This is a genomic window from Bradyrhizobium sp. R2.2-H, assembly GCF_004346455.1.
In the GTDB taxonomy this organism is placed as follows: domain Bacteria; phylum Pseudomonadota; class Alphaproteobacteria; order Rhizobiales; family Xanthobacteraceae; genus Bradyrhizobium; species Bradyrhizobium diversitatis.
Genome location: NZ_SMBR01000013.1, coordinates 78,420 through 91,359, shown reverse-complemented (window position 1 = coordinate 91,359; position 12,940 = coordinate 78,420). Strand labels below are relative to the sequence as shown.

At 64.4% G+C, this 12,940-nt stretch carries 15 protein-coding genes; 10 read left to right on the top strand and 5 right to left on the bottom strand.

The window, feature by feature from the left end:
* Positions 1 to 7 precede the first annotated feature (7 nt).
* On the bottom strand, positions 8 to 298 hold the full coding sequence (locus EDE08_RS29230; RefSeq protein ID WP_131872199.1) for a hypothetical protein: 291 nt from the start codon (positions 296 to 298) through the stop codon (positions 8 to 10).
* 414 nt (positions 299 to 712) lie between these two features.
* On the opposite strand from EDE08_RS29230, the gene EDE08_RS29225 reads away from it, so the two are divergent.
* Positions 713 to 937 (top strand): cysteine rich repeat-containing protein, encoded by a 225-nt coding sequence (locus EDE08_RS29225; RefSeq protein WP_131872197.1) that lies wholly within the window; start codon positions 713 to 715, stop codon positions 935 to 937.
* A gap of 263 nt (positions 938 to 1,200) precedes the next feature.
* Here the strand turns inward: EDE08_RS29225 and EDE08_RS29220 are convergent, their stop codons facing one another.
* Together EDE08_RS29220 and mddA are read right to left on the bottom strand one after the other, a co-directional pair.
* On the bottom strand, positions 1,201 to 1,623 hold the full coding sequence (locus tag EDE08_RS29220; protein ID WP_036040263.1) for a GFA family protein: 423 nt from the start codon (positions 1,621 to 1,623) through the stop codon (positions 1,201 to 1,203).
* 91 nt (positions 1,624 to 1,714) lie between these two features.
* Positions 1,715 to 2,503, bottom strand: a complete 789-nt coding sequence (gene mddA, locus EDE08_RS29215) for a methanethiol S-methyltransferase (RefSeq protein WP_165936252.1) — start codon at positions 2,501 to 2,503, stop codon at positions 1,715 to 1,717.
* Between the two features lie 133 nt (positions 2,504 to 2,636).
* On the opposite strand from mddA, the gene EDE08_RS29210 reads away from it, so the two are divergent.
* Complete coding sequence (locus EDE08_RS29210; RefSeq protein ID WP_131872195.1) at positions 2,637 to 4,184, top strand: winged helix-turn-helix domain-containing tetratricopeptide repeat protein; 1,548 nt, start codon at positions 2,637 to 2,639, stop codon at positions 4,182 to 4,184.
* A gap of 9 nt (positions 4,185 to 4,193) precedes the next feature.
* Here the strand turns inward: EDE08_RS29210 and irr are convergent, their stop codons facing one another.
* Positions 4,194 to 4,679, bottom strand: coding sequence for a Fur family transcriptional regulator Irr (irr, locus tag EDE08_RS29205; protein WP_131872193.1), 486 nt, complete (start codon positions 4,677 to 4,679; stop codon positions 4,194 to 4,196).
* Entirely contained in the window at positions 4,645 to 4,980 is a 336-nt protein-coding gene (locus EDE08_RS29200) for a hypothetical protein (RefSeq protein ID WP_131872191.1), read from the bottom strand. The genes irr and EDE08_RS29200 overlap by 35 nt, the downstream gene beginning before the upstream one ends.
* Before the next feature lie 240 nt (positions 4,981 to 5,220).
* On the opposite strand from EDE08_RS29200, the gene EDE08_RS29195 reads away from it, so the two are divergent.
* The 8 genes from EDE08_RS29195 to EDE08_RS29165 all read left to right on the top strand — a co-directional run bounded on the left by EDE08_RS29195 (position 5,221) and on the right by EDE08_RS29165 (position 12,880).
* The gene (locus EDE08_RS29195; RefSeq protein WP_131872189.1) at positions 5,221 to 6,771 is read left to right on the top strand and encodes an ABC transporter substrate-binding protein; all 1,551 of its coding nucleotides are present in this window, start codon (positions 5,221 to 5,223) and stop codon (positions 6,769 to 6,771) included.
* 214 nt (positions 6,772 to 6,985) lie between these two features.
* Positions 6,986 to 7,957: an ABC transporter permease gene (locus tag EDE08_RS29190; protein WP_131872187.1), complete on the top strand. Its 972-nt coding sequence runs from the start codon at positions 6,986 to 6,988 to the stop codon at positions 7,955 to 7,957.
* Positions 7,954 to 8,793: an ABC transporter permease gene (locus EDE08_RS29185; protein WP_131872185.1), complete on the top strand. Its 840-nt coding sequence runs from the start codon at positions 7,954 to 7,956 to the stop codon at positions 8,791 to 8,793. Before EDE08_RS29190 ends, EDE08_RS29185 begins: the two co-directional genes overlap by 4 nt.
* A 1-nt stretch (position 8,794) precedes the next feature.
* Positions 8,795 to 10,414 (top strand): ABC transporter ATP-binding protein, encoded by a 1,620-nt coding sequence (locus EDE08_RS29180; RefSeq protein ID WP_131872183.1) that lies wholly within the window; start codon positions 8,795 to 8,797, stop codon positions 10,412 to 10,414.
* A gap of 362 nt (positions 10,415 to 10,776) precedes the next feature.
* Entirely contained in the window at positions 10,777 to 10,944 is a 168-nt protein-coding gene (locus tag EDE08_RS38640; RefSeq protein WP_165936251.1) for a hypothetical protein, read from the top strand.
* Positions 10,945 to 10,950: 6 nt separating this feature from the next.
* Positions 10,951 to 11,160 (top strand): hypothetical protein, encoded by a 210-nt coding sequence (locus EDE08_RS29175; RefSeq protein ID WP_131872181.1) that lies wholly within the window; start codon positions 10,951 to 10,953, stop codon positions 11,158 to 11,160.
* Between the two features lie 276 nt (positions 11,161 to 11,436).
* Positions 11,437 to 12,378 (top strand): AEC family transporter, encoded by a 942-nt coding sequence (locus EDE08_RS29170; protein ID WP_131872179.1) that lies wholly within the window; start codon positions 11,437 to 11,439, stop codon positions 12,376 to 12,378.
* Positions 12,379 to 12,559: 181 nt separating this feature from the next.
* Positions 12,560 to 12,880 carry a helix-turn-helix domain-containing protein gene (locus tag EDE08_RS29165; RefSeq protein WP_131872177.1) on the top strand — a complete coding sequence of 107 codons (321 nt, stop codon included), beginning with the start codon at positions 12,560 to 12,562 and terminating at the stop codon, positions 12,878 to 12,880.
* Positions 12,881 to 12,940 lie beyond the last annotated feature (60 nt).

The window sequence follows — 12,940 nt, the reverse complement described above, 5'->3', positions numbered from 1 at the left end:
GAAGCAGTCAGCGCACGCCGACGCGATTGACCGGACCGCCGCGATTCATCGGCGTACCTGCGCGCACGCCGACGCCGGGCGCGCCGACACCGGGGGTCGCCACCGCAGCCCGCGCAACCGGAGCTCCCGGCGCGACCACCACCGCCGTGGTCGGCCGCACCACGCAGCCCTTGGGCACCCCGACGGTCTTGCAATAGACCACCGCCTGCGCCGGGCTCGTGCCCAGCGATACCATCGCCGCGCCCGCCAGGGCCACGATCGTCAGCCCGGCGCTCAGCGCTCCAGCTCTCTTCGACATCTTGTTCTCCTGCTTCTCGTTCGGCGTCCCGATGCAGTCACCGGTTTTCGCAGCCGAGGTGCAGCCTGAATGGCAAAAGTCGGCGCTGGGATACATGCCATGAAGATGGGGGTACCGCGGTCGGGCGGGGCTATCGCATATGAGCAGCACACTTTTGGGCACGATAGTCTCCACATCGTCATGGCCGGGCTTGTCCCGGCCATCCACGCCTTGCCACGCAGCACAAGAACGTGGATGCCCGGGACAAGCCCGAGCATGACGACCTCTGGTGAAGGTGCAAATGCGATAGCCCTGCCCGGACGGGAGGATTAGCCGGTGCCATGAACATGGCATGGACCCACGCCTGGGCTTCGCGAGATGGTCCGGCCCGCGTGATCCCGGTCGGGACCAACCACGATTCCAGAAAGGTGCCTTATGAAAATTTCGGTTCTTGCCGCGCTGCTGCTCACTGCTGCCGCCCTGCCGGCTGCTGCACAGTCCGGCCCATCGATCCAGGAGCAAATGGCCTGCCGCGGCGACGCCAGCAAATTCTGCGCCGAACATGTCGGCAAGCCGCCGCAGATGAACGCCTGCCTGCGCGAGAACAAGTCGAAGCTCTCGGACTCTTGCCGCAAGGTCGTTGAATCGCGCGGAGGCTAGTCTTTCGTCCCTCTCCCCATTGGAGAAGGCAGCGAGGGCGGCGCTCTGCCGCCCTCTGGAGAGAGAGCTTCGGCATTGGGAGAGGCCTCAACGCACGCCTCGTCCTTCGAGACGGCGCTTACGCGCCTCCTCAGGATGAGGCTCATCGGCGCGGGCGCCCGTTGAAGCTGCTGCCGCACACTCCGTCCTCATCCTGAGGAGCCCGCCTGAAGCGGGCGTCTCGAAGGATGGCCGCAGGGAGGAGCCTTCAACTGAAGGCGCCGCTACTCCTGCATCATCTCTCCGCTGCCGCCGAACTCGGCCGGAAAATCCTTCAGCTTGGGCAGGCCGTCGCGCATCGGCAGCACGGTCTCAGCGTAGTTGACGTGGACGCCGGGCGTGAACGCGAGCGTCGGGATGGTGGCGGCGAAGACGTCGACCAGACCGAGCGGCGGATGGTTGGTCATGAGATGGCCACCGCACTTCCTGCAATATTTGCGCTGGCTGAGCGGCGTCTTGACGAAGGTCTCGACATTCTGAGCGCCTTCGGTGATGCGCACCGCCTCGGGCTTCCACAGGCTGAAGGCGTTGACCGGACCGCCCGACCAGGAGCGGCAGGAGCGGCAATGGCAATAGCCCATCGCCTCCGGTGCACCCGTGACCTCGACCGTGACCGCGCCACAGAAGCAGTTTCCGACATGTTTCATTTGGGCGTCTCCGTTCTTTTTTTGGGATCATCATTGCGCGTCGGCGCCCCGCGCGTTCTCCTTTCGGTGGACGCGCGGGGCGAGGCCGAGACTATACCGACCGGCGCCAGGGGATAAGCATGGAGACGCGTTGCCTGTACTGCCGATACTCCTCGCCGAAGAGATCGACGAGATCGTTCTCCTCCAGCGCGATGCCGACGAAGATGTAGAGCGTGGTCACGGCCGCGAACAGCAGGTGGCCAGCGGTCATGGTCGGCGCCGCCCAGAACGCGATGATGAAGCCGAGATAGATCGGATGGCGGACGAACTTGTAGAGCAGCGGCGTCTTGAAGCGCGGCGGCGCCGCCTCCTTGCCGGCGAGATGGTCGGTCACCTGATGCAGTCCGAACAGCTCGAAATGGTTGATCATGAAGGTCGAGGTGAAGACCAGCACCCAGCCGGCGAAGGACAGCGTGACCAGTGTCACGGCGAGATCCGGATTCTCGACGCTCCATATGACCGACGGCAGCGGGCGCCATTGCCAGAACAGGAGCAGCAATGACAGGCTCGCGAACAGTACATAGGTCGAGCGCTCAACCGGCTTGGGCACGAATTGCGTCCACCAGGCCTTGAACTGTTTGCGTGCCATCACGCTGTGCTGAAGGGCGAACAGCGACATCAGGAGGAGGTTGACGATGAGGGCCTCGACCGTCGACGAGTCGCTTCCGGTGTCGATGGTCTTGGGCACCATCACCCCCATGACGAAGCCGATGGCGTAGAGAATGGTGACGAAAAACACGAGGTATGCCGCAATTCCGTACAGAAAGGCGATGAACTTGAAAATGCGAGAGCCCGTCACCTCCGGGCCGATAGAATGAACCTGTTGATCAAGTTGGGTCATGAAATGCTCCGTTGTGCCGAGACATCGACACAGTTTGGTCGTCGCACCATGCCGGATCGGTCGTCCCGGAACTTTCGCGGAGGGTTGATTTTCGCCTGAGACGACTTTGATTTTTGCTTGAGACGACGGAAACGTGCGATTTTTCTTTGAAAACAACGTGCTGGACGGCGATCTGCGCGAATTGACCTGCGCCGGAGCAGCCGTTCCATTGCAGCCGCAAGTGTTCGATCTCTTGCTTTATCTGGTCACGCAACGCGCGCGTGTGGTCAGCAAGGGTGACCTGATCAGCCAGATCTGGGGCGACCGCATCGTCTCGGATTCCGCCCTGAACAGCCGGATCAACGCCGTGCGCAAGGCGATTGGCGACGACGGCGCGGCCCAGCGGCTGATCAAGACCATTCCGCGCAAGGGCTTTCGTTTCGTCGGCGAGGTCCGGGAAGAAGCGGCTGCCTCGCCCGCCCGGACGGAAGGAAAGCCGGCCCCCCCGCGCGTGACGGACCGCCCTGGAATCGCGGTGCTCGCCTTCGAGAACATGAGCGGCGATCCCGCGCAGGACTATTTCGGCGACGGGATCAGCGAAGACATCCTCACCACACTGTCGAAGCAGCGCTGGTTCATGGTGATCGCCCGCAACTCGTCCTTCACCTACAAGGGGCGCGCGGTCCACATCAGGCAGATCGCCGAGGAGCTCGGCGTCCGCTACGTCGTCGAAGGCAGCGTGCGCAAGGCGGACAAAAGGGTGCGCATCACCGCGCAGCTCAACGACGCTGTGTCGGGAAATCATCTCTGGGCCGAGCGTTATGACCGCGAGCTCGTCGACGTCTTCGCCGTGCAGGACGAAATCACCAACGCGATCGCCGCGGCGATCGAGCCGCAGATCCACGCGGCCGAGAATTTTCGCGCCCATCGCAAGCCGCCCGCGAGCCTGGACGCCTGGGACCTGCTGATGCGTGCGCTGTCGCATTATTGGCGCGTGACCCGGCAGGATCACGACGCCGCCCGGGGACTGCTCGAGCGCGCAATTGCCATCGATCCGAACTACGGCCAAGCGCTGTCGGTGCTGGCCGTGAACGACATGTTCGGCGTGCATCTCGGCTGGGCCGAGCTGGCGGCGGTTGCCCCTGCCGCGGAAACCGCCGCGCTCGCCGCGGTGCGCTGCGACCATGAGGACGCCTGGGCGCATGCCGCGCTCGGCAGCGTCTGCTTCTCGACACGCAGGCTTGCGGACGCGCTGTCCGAGTTCGAGCAGGCGCTCGCGCTCAATCCGAACTTCTCGCTGGCGCAGGGCTATTACGCGCTGGCGCTGTCCTATGCCGGACGTTCTCGGGATTCGTTCGAGGCCGCGCAAAGGGCGATCCGGCTGTCACCGCGCGATCCGTCACTGGCGATCTATCACGGAATCGCCGCCTATGCCCGCTTCACCGAGCGGCATTATGACGAGGCCATCGCGCTGGCGCGCGAGGCGATCCGCCACCGCGGCGACCTCACCGGCGCCTACCGGGTGCTCGCGGTCTCCGCCGGCATGACGGGCGACGGGGTGCTTGCGGAGACGGCGCTCGGCGAGCTCCGTCGCACCCAACCGAACATCTCGCTGCACTGGATCGCGACGCAACTGCCGTGGGCCAATGACGGGGATCGCGAGCACTATCTGGAGGGATTTCGGCGGGCAGGCTTGCGCTAAAACGCGGCGCTACGTTCTCCTCCGGCGCAGGTGGACGATGACGTCGAGCCGCGCGATCTCGTGGCCGGGAAGCGCCTCGGGCACTTTTGTGAAGGCCAGGCCGTCGGTAACGTCGACCAGCATATCCTCGCCTTCGAGATAGAAGTGCGGATGCACGGACGTGTCGGTGTCGAAGAACGACTTGATGCCGTCGGCCGCGATCCGGCGCAGCAGGCCGGCTTCGGTGAACTGGTTCAGCGTGTTGTAGACGGTCGCGAGCGATAGATACGCGTTCGTCGCCATCGCCTCTTCGTAGAGGCTCTCCGCCGTGACGTGACGATGGCCGCCCAGGAACAGCAACTGGCCGAGCGCCAGGCGCTGGCGCGTCGGACGCAGGCCGGCATTGTTCAGCAATTGCAGGCAGTGCCGCACGCCCGCCTCCGACGAGGGATCGACGCCGGCGACGTCAGGCCCGCTATCGTCATCCCCTGGGATCGTCGTGGCCTGAATGTCCATGGATCGTCTCACAGCTCAAGGAAACGGGACGCGCAGTGCCGCGTCCCGCCAGTTGCCATTCGATCGCAAAAGCGGTGGCTCGGCTTTGATCCGGATCAAATTCGCAGCGGATCCGCCACTGACCGATCGCGGGGGCGGTCATGAACTCACCAGCGGCGTCGCGGCCCTTTCCGAGGACGATATTTCGTACTGCGGACAAACTGGCAGAGGTGCTTGCCGGCGCTGCAGCGGGCGCTCGATGTAAAATGACGGCCTGATGCTTTTGGTCGCAGGCGCAGGCTTGTGCAATCACGACCGGCATTGCCGCGAGCCCCCTAGTCGCCCGGCGCGAGCCAGCCTGACGTCGCAGAAGGACCCGCGGCAGAAACAGGACGCGCTGTACATTTTTTGTGCGGACACTGTCGAGACTTTCATCTTGCGGCGCCGAACGAGACTGTGTGAGCCTCGATATCGGATGGGGACTGGGATGGGCCGACCGTCGCTTTGCGCGCCAGGACGTTGCGAAGCGTTCACGGCTGGCCTCGCTTGAGAAAGATTCGACATGTCAAAACGAGTGTTGCTTGGTCTTCTCCTGGCTTGCGGCCTCACGGCCCCGGCGCTGGCGCAAGAGCCGAAAACGGGGGGCACGATCAATGCCGTGATCCAGCCCGAGCCACCCGGCCTGATGCTTGCGCAGATCCAGAACGGCCCGACCCAGATGGTCTCGGGCAACATCTTTGAGGGCCTGCTGCGCTACAGCCCCAAGCTCGAGCCGCAGCCGGAGCTCGCCGAGAGCTGGACGGTGAGCGAGGACGCCAAGACCTACACCTTCAAGCTCCGGAAGGGCGTCACTTGGCATGACGGCAAGCCCTTCACCTCGGCCGACGTGCTGTTCTCGATCGAGATGCTGAAGCAGACACACGCGCGCGCCCGCACCAACCTCGCGCAGGTCGAGAAGATCGAGGCGCCGGACGACCATACGGTGGTCTTCAAGCTGAAGCAGCCGTTCGGCCCGTTCCTCGGCATCTTCGAGGTCGGCTCGATGCCGATGGTGCCCAAGCATCTCTATGAAGGCACCGACTGGAAGACCAATCCCTACAACAACGCACCGGTCGGCACCGGTCCGTTCATGTTCAAGGAATGGCAGAAGGGGTCCTTCATCCGGCTGGTCAAGAACCCGAACTATTACGAGAAGGGCAAGCCCTATATCGACGAGATCTACTGGCAGATCATCCCCGATGCCGCCGCGCGTTCGGTGGCGTTCGAGACCGGCAAGGTCGACGTGCTGCCCGGCGGCTCGGTCGAGAATTTCGACGTGCCGCGGCTGTCCAAGCTGAAGGACACCTGCGTCACCGGCGCCGGCTGGGAGTTCTTCTCGCCGCTGGCCTGGCTGTGGCTGAACAACCGCCAGGGGCCGCTCGCGGACAAGCGGGTGCGGCAGGCGATCATGTATGCGATCGACCGCGACTTCGCCAAGGACGTGATCTGGAACGGGCTCGGCAAGGTCGCGACCGGCCCGTCCGCCTCGACCATCAAGTACTACACCGACGACGTGAAGAAATATCCGTACGATCCGGCCAAGGCCAAGGCGCTGCTGAAGGAAGCGGGCTACAAGGGCGAGAAGATCCGCCTGCTGCCGCTCGCCTATGGCGAGACCTGGCAGCGCTGGGGTGAAGCGGTGAAGCAGAACCTCCAGGACGTCGGCATGACCATCGAGACGATCGCCACCGACGTTGCCGGCGGCAACCAGAAGATCGCCGACTGGGACTACGACATCGCCTTCACCTATCTCTACCAGTACGGCGATCCCGCGCTCGGGGTTGGCCGCAACTACATCTCCACCAACATCGCCAAGGGCCAGATGTTCAACAACGTCGAGGGCTATACCAATCCGGAGATCGACAAGCTGTTCGCCGACGGCGCCGTCGCGACGCCGGATTCCAAGCGCAAGGAGATCTACGAGAAGGCGCAGAAGATCCTGGTCGAGGACGTGCCGGTGGCCTGGATGCTCGAGCTGCAATTCCCGACCATCATGCGCTGTAAGGTCAAGAACCTGATTACCACGGGGATCGGGGTCAATGACGGCTTCAAGGACGCATGGCTCGACAAGTGAGCCTCTTACCTCTCCCCGCTTGCAGGGAGAGGTCGACACGCCCCGAGCGATGCGAAGCATCGTCTCGCGCGTGGCGGGTGAGGGGGTACAGGTCCATCAGCATTCTCATGCGTGGAGAGAAGCCCCTCACCCCAACCCTCTCCCCGCAAGAGCGGGGCGAGGGAGTCACTCCGTCTCCGTGGCTCCAGGTCACATCACCATTGTGTCTCACTAAATGCTCTCCTTTGTTGCTCAGCGTGTCGTGAAGGGCGTGATCGTCCTGCTCGCGATCGTCGTCCTGAATTTCTTCCTGATTCGCCTTGCGCCCGGCGATCCCGCAGTGGTGATGGCGGGCGAAGCCGGGGCCACCGATCAGGTCTTCGTCAAGCAGCTGAGGGAGAAGTTCGGGCTCGACAAGCCATTGCCCGAGCAGCTCTTCATCTACGTCAAGGGCGTCGTGACGCTCGACCTCGGCTTCTCCTTCCGCCAGCAGGCGCCGGTCGCAAAGCTGATCGGCGAGCGGCTGCCGGCGACGCTGCTGCTGACTCTGACCGCCTTCGCGATCTCGCTCGCGCTCGGGATCCTGTTCGGCACCTTCGCCGCGCGCTTTGCCGGCACCTTTCTCGACACCGCCATCACCGTGTTCGCGCTGATCTTCTACGCCATGCCAATCTTCTGGGTGGCGCTGATGGGCATCCTGCTGTTCTCGGTCACCATGGATTGGTTGCCGAGCTTCGGTTACGACACGGTCGGCGGCAATTATACGGGCCTTGCCCATGCGATCGACGTCGGCAAGCACCTGATCATGCCGGCGATGACCCTCGGCCTGTTCTTCATGGCGACCTATACCCGCATGACGCGCGCCTCGATGCTGGAGGTGAAGCGCCTCGACTTCGTCAAGACCGCACGTGCAAAAGGTCTCTCCGACGCCGTGATCCAGCGCCGCCACGTGCTGCGCAACGCGCTGCTTCCCGTCGTGACGCTCGCCGGCGTCCATTCGGGCACGCTGATCGGCGGCGCCGTCATCACCGAGACCGTGTTCGCCTGGCCGGGCATCGGGCGCCTGATGTACGACGCGTTGCTGCAGCGGGACTACAATCTGCTGCTCGGCGTCTTCGTGATCTGCTCCGCCATGGTCCTCATCTTCAACCTCATCACCGACCTGGTCTACCGGCTGGTCGACCCACGCATCGAATTCGCCTCATGAAACAGTTCTGGAAATCGATGCTGAAGAGCCCGAGCGGCGTCATCGGGCTCGTCATCCTCCTGCTTGCGATCTCCGTCGCGGTATTCGGACCGATGCTGTTCCCGAACTCGCCGTGGCGCATGGTGCAGCGGCCGTTCCTGCCGCCCTTCACGCTCTCGTCCGTGCCGCTCGGCACTGACGCGCTCGGCCGCGACGTGTTCGCCGGCATGATCTTCGGCGCCCGCGTCTCGCTGCTCGTCGGCCTCGTCTCCACGCTGGTCGCACTGATCGTCGGCGTGCCGATCGGCGCCATGGCCGGCTATTTCGGCGGCAAGGTCGACGACGCCCTGATGCGCTTCACCGAGTTTTTCCAGACCATTCCGAGCTTCGCGCTCGCGATCGTGCTGGTGGCGATCCTGCAGCCCTCGATCTATTCGATCGTGACCTCGATCGCGGTGGTGAGCTGGCCGCCGGTGGCCCGCCTCGTCCGCGGCGAGGTGCTGTCGCTGCGCACGCGCGAATATGTCCAGGCCGCCGTGGTCACCGGCCAGAGCAACAGCTGGATCATCCTACGCGAGATCCTGCCGAACGCGTTGTCGCCCGTGATCGTGCTGGCCTCGCTGATGGTGGCGACCGCGATCCTCCTGGAATCCTCGCTGTCGTTCCTCGGCCTCGGCGATCCCAACCTGATTTCCTGGGGCTACATGGTCGGCGCCGGCCGCACCGTGATCCGCCAGGCGTGGTGGATCACCGTGTTTCCCGGTGTCGCCATCCTGATTTCGGTGCTCGGCCTCAATCTGATCGGCGAAGGCCTCAACGACGCGCTCAATCCGCGCCTGTCGCGCGAGGGACGCTGACATGACCGCCCCCGCCACCGTCTCCATCAAGAACCTACGGATCGCGCTGCCCAAGAGCGCCGAGCGGCCGTACGCCGTCGACGGCATCTCGCTGGACCTGCGGGCCGGCAAGATCGTCTGCGTGGTCGGCGAATCCGGTTCCGGCAAATCGATGTGCGCGCACGCGCTGATGGGCCTCTTGCCCGATACGGTCGACGTCACGGCCGGCGAGATCATGTTCGAGGGCCGCGACCTGCTCAAGCTCGACGACGACGGCTGGCGCGATCTGCGCGGCCGCCGGCTGGCGATGATCTTCCAGGAGCCGATGACGGCGCTCAATCCCTTGATGCGGATCGGCGACCAGATGGCGGAGATGTTCGAGGCGCACGGCCTGCTGACGCCGAGGGAGCGCCGCGCGAGGGCGCTCGCATTGGCACGCGAAGTCGGCCTGCCCGATCCTGAACGAATCGTGCGCGCTTACCCGCACCAGCTCTCCGGCGGCCAGCGGCAGCGCGCCATGATCGCGATGGCGCTCGCGCTCGAGCCGGCCGTGCTGGTCGCGGACGAGCCGACCACCGCGCTCGACGTCACCACGCAGGCGCAGATCCTGAAGCTGATCCGGAACCTCCAGCGCAACCGCAACATGGCGGTGATGTTCATCACCCATGATTTCGGCGTCGTCGCCGACATTGCCGACCAGGTCGTGGTGCTCAGGCACGGCAAGGTCGTCGAGGAAGGTCCCGCCGCGACCGTCTTCAGCGCGCCGCAGCACGACTACACCAAGGCGCTGCTCGCCGCCGTGCCGTCGATGGATCCGCCGGCGCGCGCTCCTCTCGACGATCGGGCCAGGGCCGTCGAGGTGATCGGGCTGGACAAGACCTATGTCACCTCGGGCGGCTGGTTTCGCGAGGACCGCCGCGTCGATGCGGCGCGCGCGGTCAATTTCAACATCCTCAAGGGCGAGACGCTCGGCCTGGTCGGCGAATCCGGCTCCGGCAAATCGTCCGTGGCGCGCCTGGTGATGCGGCTGATCGAGGCCGACCGCGGCACGGTGCGGATCGGTGAGACCGACCTGACCTCGCTTTCCGGGAAGGCGCTGCGCGCGGAGCGTCATCGCATCCAGATGATCTTTCAGGATCCGTTCGCCTCGCTCAATCCGCGCCGCAAGATCGGCCACATCATCGCCGACGGCCCGATCGCGGCCGGCGTCGATCCGAAGGTCGCGTTCGACCGCGCCCGCGACCTCCTCAAGATGGTCGGCCTGGACGCCGGCGCGCTCGAACGCTATCCGCACGAATTCTCCGGCGGCCAGCGTCAGCGCATCGGCATTGCGCGCGCGCTCGCGCTCGAGCCGGAGATCATCGTCGCCGACGAGGCCGTCTCCGCACTCGACGTCTCGGTGCAGGCGCAGGTGTTGAAGCTGCTCGAAGACCTCAAGGCGCGTCTCGGCCTCTCGATGCTGTTCATCACCCACGATCTGCGCGTCGCAGCCCAGATCTGCGACCGCATCGCGGTGATGCAACGCGGCGCCATCGTCGAGCTGAAGCCGACCGCCCAACTGTTCGCCGCGCCCGAGCATGCCTATACGCGCGAGCTGCTCGCGGCGGTGCCGGGACGGAACGAGCAAGCCCCGGCGGCCTGAGGGGCTGGTCGGGCGGATGCACCGGGGTTCGAGATCGTTCCAAAAACTTGCACGCCGCAAGAGGCGAAACATATTCGCTCCGGCAGCATTTGCTTCGTGAGACTTTCCTTGCCGACGGGCGCAAGGACAGACCAACACAAGCATTCCCCCGCTCGGCTGCTGAAGCTGCGCAACTGACATGAAGTGGTGAATCGGCCTTGCAACCCAACAAGAACACCGGGACGTTGGGATATGCGGTCACGCGCTTTTTATTCGGTCGTGACCGCCAAGCCGCTTCTAGGTCGATGGCGGCCACCATAAATGAAGATTGAATGTTTTGCGTCATCTCATGACAGACTCATGAGTTGAGATTGGGAGCCATCATGGGCGAAGTCATTCGATTTGTCTCAAAGTCCGAGCGCGAGCGAGCGCGTCTCATCCAGGAGGCGCGCGCCATCTACGACAGCATCTTTCCTCCGGCGGACTCGGCCGGCGAGGCGCAGGACGAACCGGCGATCGGTCGCACGTTCATCGGCCGCGACGGGGAGTAACGTATCGTGATCAAGATCATCGCCGTGCTTTGCAGCCTCGCCTCTCCCTCTAATTGTCACGAGCAGATCGTCACCACATCGGACTTTGCGCAAATCTCGGTGCAGTCTTGCCTGATGGGCGCGTCGCAACTCGCCGAATGGATGAACCAGCATCCGGCCGAGCGACTCGCTGGATGGCGCTGCGTGATCGGCCAACAGACCGCCCGTGGAATCTAAGCCGGGGCCTCTCGATTCGGCGGAGTAAGCCGTTCTCGTGCCCCGGACGCAGCGCAGCACTTCCCCGGCGATGCAAAGCATCGTCCGGTGCAGCGGTACGCTGCAGAGCCGGGGCCCATCGCAGCGCCGAGTCTTGCAGCTCCTGGGTCTCGACTCGCGCTTCGCGCGTCCGGGACACGCCACTAAGCCTGCTCCTCGCTGAACGTTGGGCAGTGACGTCACTTCATTCCCGGAGTAACCTCTTGTTGCGGTCATTGGCAGCGAGGGGGAAGCCGGATGGAGGTCGCCAGCCTCGTTCTTCCCGTATTCGCGATCATCGTCACCGGCTGGCTCGCGGGCGAGCTTGGCTATCTCTCCCGCTCGCTTGCCGATGCCCTGGTCCACTTTGCCTACAACGTGGCCATGCCGGCGCTGCTGATCGTCACGATCGCCCAGGAGCCGGCGTGCAATCTGTTGGAATGGCGCTTTCTGCTCGCATTCGGCGGCGGCTCACTCATCTGCTTCGCCCTGGTGTTCCTGCCGGTCCGCACGGGCGGCAAACACGATCTCGCCAGCAGCACCATCCTTGGGATGGCAGCCGCGATGACCAACACCGGGTTCGTCGCGCTGCCGATCCTGCATGCGATCTACGGCCAACCCGCCGTCCTGCCCGCGGCAGTCGCGACGGTGTTCGTGGCCGCGGTGATGTTTCCGATCACGGTGATCCTGCTGGAAAAGCGCGATTCTCGCGGGCGGTCCGCGCTTTCTACGGGACTGGCAAAGCAAATCCTGCTCAATCCCATGGTGCTGTCGACGTTCATTGGCCTCGCGTGGGCGATAGCGGGATTGCCGATTCCGGCGCCGGTCGCGGCCTACCTCAACATGGTCGCTGCCGCGCTCACGCCGTGCGCGCTGTTTGCCATCGGGCTCGGCCTGTCCGTCGAGGGCCTGCGGTCTAACCTGAAAGCGTCGTTTGCACTCGCGGCGGTGAAACTGGTGGTCATGCCGCTCATCGTGTACGGACTCTGCGTCGTCATGGGCCTCAACCCTCTGTACACGGTTGCGGCGGTCGTCTGCGCCGCCGTACCGACGGCGAAAACCGTGTATGTCCTCGCGCATGAGCACAAGGTGGAGGAGAAGCTGGTTGCGGCCACGGTCTCGATCACGACGATGCTGTCGGTCGCGACATTGCTGATCGCGCTCTATCTGCTCTCCGGACTGGTGAATGGCGCGGGTTGATCGGCCACCGGGGTCCCGCCTCGCTCTATCTCGTAGTATTTGCTGCAGGTGGGGACCGAGTTGGACATGCCGACCGAGGGCCAATTTCAAGTCGGAGCGCGGGGTACGCACCGCCGCCTTCGGATGGACCCGAATCAGCGCTAGTGCATTGCGTTCAGCCACTTCCCTGGACGCGAGCAGCATGACCGGCCCCGAACTGAAGCAGCTTCGCAGCGACCTCTCCGATGCCCTCGAGCGAAAGCTCTCGGCGGCCGATATGGCCAAGCTTTGCGGATTGCCGGAGAAGGGTGGCGCCGACACCATCCGGCGCTGGGAGGTCAGTGGCCCAACGCCGGCGGCGACCAGGGTTCTGCGCGTGCTCGCGATGGCGAGCGAGCGCTATCCGATCCTGGAGAAGTTCGACATCTTCGATCGTCATGACGTGCGCGAGGAAGACCGGCCGGCAAAGCGCGCGGCCTTTCGCGAACAGATGCGCGATGAGGTGCGGCGGCGTCTTGGCTAACAAGAGGCGCGCGCAAGTTACCTGGATTGTGCGAAGTTAAGCCTTCCTTCACCACTTCTT

Excerpts from the sequence above, each read along its gene's own strand:
- EDE08_RS29230 (WP_131872199.1), bottom strand. The coding sequence starts at position 298 with ATGTCGAAGAGAGCTGGAGCGCTGAGCGCCGGGCTGACGATCGTGGCC.
- EDE08_RS29225 (WP_131872197.1), top strand. The coding sequence starts at position 713 with ATGAAAATTTCGGTTCTTGCCGCGCTGCTGCTCACTGCTGCCGCCCTG.
- EDE08_RS29220 (WP_036040263.1), bottom strand. The coding sequence starts at position 1,623 with ATGAAACATGTCGGAAACTGCTTCTGTGGCGCGGTCACGGTCGAGGTC.
- mddA (WP_165936252.1), bottom strand. The coding sequence starts at position 2,503 with ATGACCCAACTTGATCAACAGGTTCATTCTATCGGCCCGGAGGTGACG.
- irr (WP_131872193.1), bottom strand. The coding sequence starts at position 4,679 with ATGGACATTCAGGCCACGACGATCCCAGGGGATGACGATAGCGGGCCT.
- EDE08_RS29200 (WP_131872191.1), bottom strand. The coding sequence starts at position 4,980 with ATGCCGGTCGTGATTGCACAAGCCTGCGCCTGCGACCAAAAGCATCAG.
- EDE08_RS29195 (WP_131872189.1), top strand. The coding sequence starts at position 5,221 with ATGTCAAAACGAGTGTTGCTTGGTCTTCTCCTGGCTTGCGGCCTCACG.
- EDE08_RS29190 (WP_131872187.1), top strand. The coding sequence starts at position 6,986 with ATGCTCTCCTTTGTTGCTCAGCGTGTCGTGAAGGGCGTGATCGTCCTG.
- EDE08_RS29185 (WP_131872185.1), top strand. The coding sequence starts at position 7,954 with ATGAAACAGTTCTGGAAATCGATGCTGAAGAGCCCGAGCGGCGTCATC.
- EDE08_RS29180 (WP_131872183.1), top strand. The coding sequence starts at position 8,795 with ATGACCGCCCCCGCCACCGTCTCCATCAAGAACCTACGGATCGCGCTG.
- EDE08_RS38640 (WP_165936251.1), top strand. The coding sequence starts at position 10,777 with ATGGGCGAAGTCATTCGATTTGTCTCAAAGTCCGAGCGCGAGCGAGCG.
- EDE08_RS29170 (WP_131872179.1), top strand. The coding sequence starts at position 11,437 with ATGGAGGTCGCCAGCCTCGTTCTTCCCGTATTCGCGATCATCGTCACC.
- EDE08_RS29165 (WP_131872177.1), top strand. The coding sequence starts at position 12,560 with ATGACCGGCCCCGAACTGAAGCAGCTTCGCAGCGACCTCTCCGATGCC.